Source organism: Mycoplasma zalophidermidis (genome assembly GCF_018913985.1).
Taxonomy (GTDB): domain Bacteria; phylum Bacillota_I; class Bacilli_A; order Mycoplasmatales; family Metamycoplasmataceae; genus Mycoplasmopsis; species Mycoplasmopsis zalophidermidis.
Genome location: NZ_JAHMHK010000007.1, coordinates 26,559 through 37,023 on the forward strand (window position 1 = coordinate 26,559; position 10,465 = coordinate 37,023).

Genomic DNA, 10,465 nt, shown 5'->3' on the forward strand with positions numbered 1-10,465 from the left:
AAATTATACCTAACTAAGGGGAGGCTCTAAATCAGCGGCAACATTTAGTGAAAACTATATAACATTGATATATTAAATAACAAAAAACCCTAATTAGTGGCAAACTGACGCTAAAATAAAAATGCTGGTGCCAAACGTATGCTAGATACCTAAAAAATCATATTACATAGTAATATGCAAGAAGTTTTTCACCAACCTTATCTTGCCATAATAAGGTGCGCACGCGCACGCGTAAAGGAAAACAAAAACCTGGCAACAGGTTGTATTGTTATTTTTAAATTGCTGTCACGCACTAAATTTCGGGTTCATTAAAAAAATATCAAAAAATCTAATGAATCGAAAAAAAGCATAATTAATCAGATATTTAAGACGCTTGCGCTTGAATTAACACACTAAAATTTTGCGCATCCCATCATTATTTACGTAAAATACAACTACAGGATGATGTGTGGGATTTAAGATGGGGTAACTATCATTTTTAAAATTAATTGTTCCAACATTTCAAAATTTTCTTTTATGTATTTTTTTCATAATTTAATTATATTAAAAGTCCAACTATTTCTAGTTGAACTTTTTTTGGTAGGCGAGCAAACTCCCTACAAATAGTTGCCTATATTTCAAGGCTTTTTACATACTTATTATACACTACTTTTTCTTATTACCAAAGAAATTTTTTGTTTTTAGCGTTTTAACTTTTAAAGAAAGGAAAATGTTTTTTGTTATTTAGGATTATGTTTTTAAATTTTCTCATAACAAAATTATATTAAAAAAACTAATGTTTCCATTAGTTCTTTTAAGCACCCTTCTTGTGCTGGCTTAGAGCTATACGCTATTTATATGACTAAATAACCGCTCCTTTTATTCATTATTAGTATACTAAGTTTTCAAAGAAAAGCAAAATATTTAAATTATTTAACTTTAAAATCAGATCTCCCTAATTCCGTCATTAGTTTAAGAGCTTCTGCAATGGTGTTATATGTTGTTGCATAATAAACGTTACGGTTTCAACCCGAGTAAAGTTTAGATCATGTATCGCTTCATAAGACGCGACGTAAATCAGCTCCACGAACCTTGGTAAATGTATCAACTTTACCTAACAAGTCAGTTCTATTGTGGTTAGCTAAATCTTGGTATAGATCTGTTCCTCCGATTACAGGGTATAGTTGAGTGCCTTGTCTGTCATACACGTTATCCAGAAATGGCATATTTTTCTCATAACCTAGCATAATTGCTGTAGCACTATTGTGTAATCCGTAGTAAGTATCTGTAGGAATGGCTGTATATCATTGCGACATTTTTTCATCAACCAGAACATTTGATACGTGGTTTGAAATAAAATCTATTCATTTTTGTTTCAGCGTGTATTTAGTGTTACCAATTTCTGCCTCATATTGACCATCAGTTTCTGGTATTTGTGTATTTAAATAATTAAATAATGACCCAAATGTATTTGAATTTCAACCATTTGAGAACTTTAATCTAATTATTGTTGATTGATTATAATGTGGAATTATTGAATTATTTTTGTCTATTTTTAAAATTTCATCTCTTTTGTTTTTTGGTAGAGAGAATAGGTATGAATTTGTCGATACTTGGTTGGGGGTGTAAATATCATTTTCATATTCAATATTTATACCTTTGCTTCTTTCTTTATTTCAAGTGAATTTATTATTTTTATTAGTTACTCTATCATGACCTTCAAAACTAATTGATTCGACATTATAGATGTATCCAGCTTTTAATTCTAGCGATTGGAATTTAAAGTTTATGTGACCTAAATTATCCTGATATACCGCAACACCATTACTAATATTTAGAGTGATTGTTAGTTCTTTGGTGATATCACCACCAGTTGAATTTTTACCTTTAAATGTAGCTCTACCAACCAATATTACATTAATAGGTGGATTTTGAAGAACTTGGACATCGCTCGAACTAAATCCTGTAATATCTATTGTATTGTCAGTTACAGCTTCAATTAAATTAGCACCTTCAAGATATTTAGCATCGTTTCCTACTCTATTAGTAGGAATGTTGTTGCGAAAACTTAATTTAACGTTTTGTGCCTCAAGGCTTGACAAAATAACTTTAAAATCTCTAGTTTCTTGAGCATATGTTTTATCAAATTGGTCTTGAGATTGTTGTAAAACTTGTTGAGTGGTTAAATTATTTTTATCGGAAATAACCACTTTACTTAAGTAATAAACACCATTTTTATTAAATGATTCACGTTTAAAAGTAAATTTTAATACATCGCTGTTTAAAATAATTGGTTCAGAAATAACGTGATTATTTCCCGAACTAGCCATTAAATATACATATTTATTAGCGTGTTTTCCGCCGTGTTGATTAACTACTAACAACCCATGAACATCTTCTTTCTTTCAGGTATATCTTGTTGTGATTGTTGTGTTTGGGGTGTAGTTTGTAGCAACAGACGGCGCAAACTTGATGACATCATACGTATTATCTAGTTCGCTAATTAATTCATTAAGTTCTTTAGGAACGGCGCTATCTTTATTTGCTTGGATTTGATTTAATTTATTTAAGAATTGTAGCCGTTTCGGATTTGATAAACTTAAAACAGAAGCGGCATCACGTGCTTTTTCAATTTTTGCATCTTTAATAATTCTGTTTAATTTTGGTTCCGTTTTTGAATCCTGATTTAATCTATTAGTTAAACTATTTTTAGAATTACCCGGTTTCAAATCGTCAACAGCATTTTTAGCTTCATTATAGGTTTTTATCAACGATTTTGCATTGTTAATTTTGTTTTGAACGCTTTGAGCGTTATCTGCATTCGTTACTGCAAATTGTGTTTTGGTCGAATTATCTAAGTTTTTGATAAGGTCTTGTAATTCTGAGACTTTCTTTGCTCTTTCAATATCGTCTTGTTTTTGTAATTGAGCATCCTTAATGATTTGTGAAATTTGCTCTTTTGTTGTAGCTTCGTTAAGTCTATTTTCCAAAGCAGTTTTTTGTGGACTTTGTCTTAAGCTGCCAATGTTTGAATTGGCGTCATTGATTAATAGTTTAAATGATTCTAATTCTTGTTCCAATTTGTTTGCCGCATCCAAATTAGTAATTGCGCCATTCTTCTTAGTGAATTCACCTTTAATTACTTTTGTCTTATCAAATGGGCTTTGATTTAGTTTACTTTCTATTTTATCGATTTTTGTTTTTATTATTTCTACACTTTTTATAGCATCATCAAGAGCTTTGGCTGCTTTTCTGAGCATGTCAGGTGTTGAATTTGGGTTATCGCGATTGTTAAGATTTAACATTGATTCTAAGTGCGACCTAACACCAGCATATTTAGGTTGATTACCAAATTGTGCTATTTTATTGCTTACATGTTTTTTAGCAACTTCATATTTTGCTCGTGCTAAGTATTTTTCTTTATTTCGTTCAAATGATTCTAATTTAGTCTTACCAGCAGAGTATTCAGCAATTATTTTGTTTGATTTATCATTTAATTCCTGATATGTAGGATTGTTTGTGGAATAAGTATTATTAAATGTATTGATGTTATGTGTAACCTCTCCTTTTACACTATCAATATCAGCATTTAATAGTTCAATTGCTTTTGATTTAGTTTGGGAGTCCTTTTCATCAATAAACAAATTACGCAATTGTGCTTCTTTGTTATTAAACGAACCAATTGTATTATTGGCATTCGTGTTATTAGATGATAACATTTCTACTTTATTAACTGCATTAATGTATTGACTAGGTTCCAGAGCGTTAGTAATTGAATTTAGTAATGAGGTTCTATAAGGCTTACCATCAGAATCTAATTTATCTATTAATAAGTGGTGTAAATTAGAAACATCATTATTGCCATGGGTGTTTGATAAACTGTGTAATGAATTAATTTTTGAATCCAATGAATCTAAACCTTTTTTAGATTCTGAAACAGCTTCTTTAATTTCGCTTATTTTAGCAATTCCGTCTTCAAAGACTTTGATATTGGTTTGGTCAACATTAGTCAACCCTTCAACAGCTGATTTAATTTGTGTTAAATTATCAACCGTATCTCTAATAGTCTCGTATTTTGAATCACTAACTGTTGCAACTAATTCATCGTATTTGTCTTTAAACTCTTTGGCCTTGCTTGATTTATTAATTGCATTTGTCAATGCTAGGGAATAATTATCATAAGCTTGGTTAATTTGACTGGTTGTTGACTGGTTATTACCTAATACACTATTTAAAACATCTTGTGCTGCGGTTTTGGCTGTATCCAATGAGTTTTTGATGGTTTGGTATTTCGCATCAGCAGGAAATTGCGACTTAGTTGTTGCAATTAGGTTGTCCTTACTTATTTTATTGTTAAGTTTTTGTGCACGTGTAACTTGTTGCTTCTTGGCTAATGTGTAGGCCTCATTAAGTTTATCAATATCAGATTGAGCCTGGCTTGCACTTGGGTTTTTACCTATGCCAGATGTTGTATCGGTGTGACTTTTGACTGCTGTCAACGCTGTATTAATGTCATTATAACCATTTGTAAGTGTTTGATTTAAATATTGTTGAACTTCGTCAGCTAGTTTAATATATTCATTATTTTTATTTAATTTCGCTTGTCTTTTATCTTCGATAAATTTTGATTTTACCGACTCCAATGCTTTTTGAGCACCTTCATAAAGTTCACGCTGTTTTTGAGGGCTGGCATTTTCTTCATTTTGGATGTCTTGTGCTAATTTGTCATTAATTTGTTTCAATTTATTTTCATATTCAGATTTCAATTGTTGTAGAACAGGATCTGTTGTTTGAGTTGCTTCGTTTTGGCTTTGTTTTTTTGCATTTTCAAAAGCTTGTTTTGCTTTTTCTAGAGACGTAACTGCAGCTTGGTTTATAGCTTTTTGCAGGGCGTCTTGGGCAGCAGCGATGATTTCATAATTGTTTGAAACATTTGTCCCGTTTTGGTTATTAACCTCTTTAGCGGCATTTAATCTATCAATTTCATCCTTGTATAATTTACTATTTTTATTAAGTTCAGTTAGCAATTTATCAACATCTGAACTGATTGAATTATAAACATTAACGGCAGCTTCTTGAATTTTAGTTTTTAGAGCCTCAGTTTGGTCATTATAGTTTTGAGCTGTAATAGTTTTATCTGCTTGAGCAGCAGAAATAACATTTTGTGATGTTTGTTTTTGATTGTTTAATAAATCACTTTGTTGAGCGTTTTTATATTTTGGATCTTTAACTAATTCATCAAGTAGCGTAATTTGTTGATTATATTTATTAACCGAGTCATCAATAGCAGTAACATCTTTCTTGGCTTGGTCTAATGATTTTTGCAATTGATTTGAAGCACCCGTAGCTATAGTTTCTTTTGGATATGGTTTAACTTCCTTACGAGCTAAAGAGTCTTGAGCAGCCTTAACATTTTTCAACGTTTCTTTAACTTTGTTATATTGCGGTGCTGATTGATTTAAACTATTTAGATATGATTTTACTTCTTCACTTAATTTTGTATATTTTTCAACAGCAGCTTTATCTTTATCTGCGATTGGGAATTGTTGTTGAGCAAATTCGTTTGCTTTGTCAACTACTGCTTTAGCGTCAGCATAATCTTGTGGAGTTGGATTGGATTTTACTAAATTGTTCGCACTTGTTTTATCGCTCTTTAATTTAGTTTTGATATATTCTCTACTTGGATTGGTGCTGTTAGCAATGTTTTGCTCTAATGTAGCCAATGAAGTTTGATATGCTTGTTGAGCTTCGTTGGTTTCTTGGTTTTTTTTGTTATTAATTTGACTTTTAACTTGTTCAAGATCTTTTTGAGCTTGTTCATAGGCATTGATTGAATCTTGAACAAAAGTAGCTGAATCTTTTTGTAGCGTGGCTAGTTTTGTGGTTAGGTCATTATTGATTTTTTCTATTTCAGAGGCCAATCATTTTTTTGTGTTTGGATAAGTATCAAGGTTGTTAGAAGTATCAGTTAAGTTCTTTTTGCTAAATTCATAATCAGCTTCTGCTTTTTCAATATTAGACAATTCAATTGATTTATTTAACTCATCATATAAATCTTCAGCCTTTTTGATTTTATCTACAAGAGATGTTTGGTTATCATCTTTGTCGGGTAGTTGTTGATTTAACTCGTTAATTTTTTGACTTAAACCGTTGTTTAAATTTTGATAACGATTAGCGTCTTTAAGATTATTATTTTTAACTAGTTCATTTGCTTTTTCAATAAGTTTAGTAAATCTGTCGTTTGCTTGATCAATTAATTTATCTGTCAACAATTTTGCTTGATGTTGATACGTATCAACATCAATAGATGAAGCATTTTGAGCATCAGTAATTGCTTGTTGCGATGCTGATTTCGCATTATCCAATTCAGTCTTTTGAGCGCTATATAGAGGATTAGCGGTTTTATCTTCAACCAATTTCACGATTTTATTAAATTCGTTTTTAGCGGCTTGAATATTGTTAACTTCTTGATCAATGCTGTCTTTTAAATTATTTAATTTTTCTATTTCCTCTTCCAATTTAACTGATGATATATTTTGGTAAGGGGTGACCTCTTTAGCTTTAACGGCTTTTTCTGATTCTGAAATTATGTTTTGAATTTGTTTTCTCAGCCCCTTTAATTCTGGTTTGCTATCAATATTAAGCTGAGTCAATTTGTTATTTAATGCCTTAACTGCATCACGGTGTTTTTGTTGTGCAGCTTTAATAGCAATTTGTTCCTTAAGAGTAGCAATCTCATTTTTTGCGTCAGAATATGCTTGTTTAACTTTTTGGACATATATTGGGTCATTAACATTAATTGAATCAAGTTTTATAGTTAAACCTTGATCAACTTTATTTGTTTCGGATACATATCATTGTTTTGTTTCGTCCAATGAGTCGTCAATAGAAGGCTGCTTTTGTTTTTCGTTTTCGTAATCTGTCTTAACCTGATTAATTTCATCGGCTTGAGCTTTAGCAGTATCTAAATTAATTGTTTTAGACTCGTAAGAATTAGGGTCCAAAATACTTTGTGTAACAGTTGAAACTTGGTTTTCATTGATTGACTTATCAATTCAATCAGCAGCTTTTTTAACTTGTTTTAAGTTTTGTGTTTTATAATTATTTATTTCTTGAGTTTTATCTTCTAAAACATCGAAAGCTTTTTTGGATGCATCCGCTTTTTCCTTAAACTTAGCTAATTTAGCTTTTAATTGATGAATTTGACTTACCTTAGTATCTCCATCAAGCATTTTTTTATCATCAGTTGAAGTTATGTTTTGTACTTCATCGAAAATGGTTTTCATTTCTTCAGCAAGAGCGTTTTTTAATGCCTTATATTTCGAATCTTTTAATATGTCTAATACTTGATTATATTTTGTTTTAAAGTCAACTTTGGCTTTTTCAACCTTAGCTTCATTAAATGCTTTTTTGATTATGTCAATAGATGCTTGCACATCCTCTAGTTTGATTTCAGTTAATTTTTTATTAGCGACTGGTAGTCATTTAGAATCTTCAGTATTTAAAATTGCTGTTAACTTATCTTTAAGTTGTTGATATTTGGAATCTGTTCATTCAGCAATAGTATTTTTAATAACATTTTGTGATATATGTTCATAGTCATCAAGACGGTGTTTAACTTGGTCAATATGTTCGATTTCGTCTTGGGCTGAATTATATATTTTTTGCAAGTTTTCGTTCGCAGTTTCGAATGCAGTATGGTAGGCATCTTTTTGCTCTGGTGAGGTGAAGTTATTCTGATTAACAGCATCTAATATTGCTTTTGCGTTTTGAATGCCTGTTAGTAATTTATTTTTAACTGCTAATTTAGCTTTCTGGGCAACAGCATCTTTTTCTGCATCAATATCATTTTTAATCAAATTGTTAATTTGAGTTAATATAGAATCATAGTTGGCAACTACTTCGTCGACAGATATTTTTTTAGCTTCAGTATCTGTAGCAAATTGTTTTAGTTTAGTAATTTCTTCTTTAATTTGTTCAGTGGTTACATTATTAAAATTAGAATCATAGTTCAACTGTGATTTTGACATCTCTATTGCTTTATCAATATTAAAAGTCAAATTATCATGTTGTTTTTTATCATTATTTATTGAAACTAGTTGACTTTTTAATGTGTTTAATTTTGATATTTGTTTGTTAAAGTTTTCAATTGCTTTATTTTTTTCAACTGCAGCTTTAGCATCAGCAATAGCGGTTTGTGCCTCTTTAAAAGCACTAATAATTTTTGTTGGATTCAATGCAGCTTCTACTAATGATTTAGCTAGATTATCTTTAGCAATTTTAACGGCATTTTCATATTTATTTTTAGCGTCAGGGTAACCCACAAAATCAGAACTGGTCAGTTGGTTTGTTAATTCCTCATTGTATTTTTCAGTAGCGTCTTTGATATTTTTTGCACTTGTTAATGTTTCACTTAGTTTTTTAATAACATTGTCATAATTTTTTGTATTCAAAGCATCTTTGTCTGAAATTTCACGAGATATTTTGTCCGATACGATAGTGTCATTATTGTATTTTGATATTGCATCATCGATTAGTTTCTTTGCCTCGGGGTAAGAATTAAATTTGTTATCCTTGACTGCATTTAATTCTTCAATTTTAGTTTTGACATCATTATGTTTTTGAATTGCCTTATCTGTTTTTTCAGAATATTTATTTGTTGTTAAAGCATCAATATCTTTTTGAATTTGATTGATATTTGTTGAACTTAAAACATCTTCTTTAAGTGGTTTCATCGCCCCGATTACTGCCTTTTGAATGTTTTGATATTCAGTAGTCGGCATAATTATGTCATTGTACTTTTGAGCAAATTCTTGTTGTTTAGTAGCTGTATTTACTGCATTTTGCAACTCGTCAAATAAACCTTCTATTTCGTCAGGTTCTTGAGAAGTAATCACTTTTGTGTCTAGTTGGTGAATTAGATTGTCTAGAGTATTACTAATTTGGTCAAAGTTATTAATTCTGTTGTTAACTACCTGATTTGCATTAGTTTTAAGGTTATTGAATCTGGTTTTAGCAGCTTGAACCAAAATTGCTTTAAGAGTAATTGCGGCATCATCATATTTTTCAACATCTATATCTTTATCGGCGATATTTTGGTTAATTTGATTAGTTATTTTGGTAATTGAAGTTTCCAATTGTTGAGTTAAGTTTGAATATTTTGGATTATTTTTAAGTCTTTTTACAGTTTCTAATGCATCAATAAAATTTTTAAAAGCGCCATCTAAAGCTTGTTTTTCATTTGCTAATGAATTATTTAATTTGACTAATTTTGCTGTATTTTTAACAATGTTTTCAATTGTGGTTAATTGATAATTATTTTCTCTGTCAACACTTTTATTAGCATTGTTTGAAATATTTGTAATGTCATTTATTAATTTTGAGTAACGGTCAATATTATTCATTAATTCTCTTGACTTAATTAACGTTTCAAGAGCAGTTTCGTAATTATTTATAACTTTTGCTCGATTATCACGAAAAGTATTCTTTAAATTAATTAATTCATGTTCAGCTTTTGAATAAGCATTAATTATTTTATCATTTGAAGGATTTGAATTTAATTCATTATTCAATTTATTGACTATTTCTTTTACTTTATTGTTATATTCATTTTTGGATTTTTCATCAAGACCAAAATGACTTTCATCATAACGATTAAGATATTCAAAATCGTAATTGTTTTTTGCTGTATTAATAGTTTTTGCTAATTCCAAAGCTTTATCAAGGTTTTTGATATATTCATTATAAACATCAATATTTTTTTGATCTTTGTCCTTGATATTTTTTAGAGAATAGTTATCTAGTGCGTCGTTAATAATTTTATGTGCGAAAGCATTGTTAGCTAAATTATTTACATCAAAATCATGTAATTCAACTTCCTTATCATTAAGATCGAATTTAGCTTTATTTAGTTTTGCAGTTTCAAATGCTTCATAAAGTTTTTTATGAGCATCTAAAATTATAGTTTCAACAGGCGGTTGTTGTTTATTTGGTAATGCCCTTTGATCTTGGATTTGTTTAACACTTTTTAAAGGATTTGTAATTTTTGTTAAATATTTAGGGTTTTTTAAATGTTCATCCATCCATGCCGCAACTTGGTCACTAAGTTTTTTATAATTATTTGCCAATTCTTCATTGCGTGTTGTTTGTGGTAAAAACATTTTAGACGGAATTGTAAATTCACGTTGTGCCACATCATTTAAATCTTTTTTATAGGTAATTTTTACATTAAATTTAACGTTTTCTTTAGCGTCGACACTGAAGTCACTAAATTCGTAGTTATATTCATTACTGTTGTTTAAATTATTTAATAATTCATCATATGTTGCATTTTGTTGCATGTTTTGAACAAATTCAGCAGCAGTTAAGCTTGAGTTACCTTTTGTCTTGACTTCGTCACTAAATAAATCATCTTCGGCTGTTTTAAATCCAGTAAATTCAAAATTTGATTTATAGTCCTTGTCATTTAATTTTGTTTTTAATAAAA

At 29.7% G+C, this 10,465-nt stretch carries 1 protein-coding gene; it reads right to left on the reverse strand.

The genetic code is table 4. The annotated features are described in order from the left end of the window. Nucleotides 1-908 precede the first annotated feature (908 nt). Nucleotides 909-10,319: a coiled-coil domain-containing protein gene (locus tag KQ878_RS03480; RefSeq protein ID WP_216567953.1), complete on the reverse strand. Its 9,411-nt coding sequence runs from the start codon at nucleotides 10,317-10,319 to the stop codon at nucleotides 909-911. Between the last annotated feature and the right edge of the window lie 146 nt (nucleotides 10,320-10,465).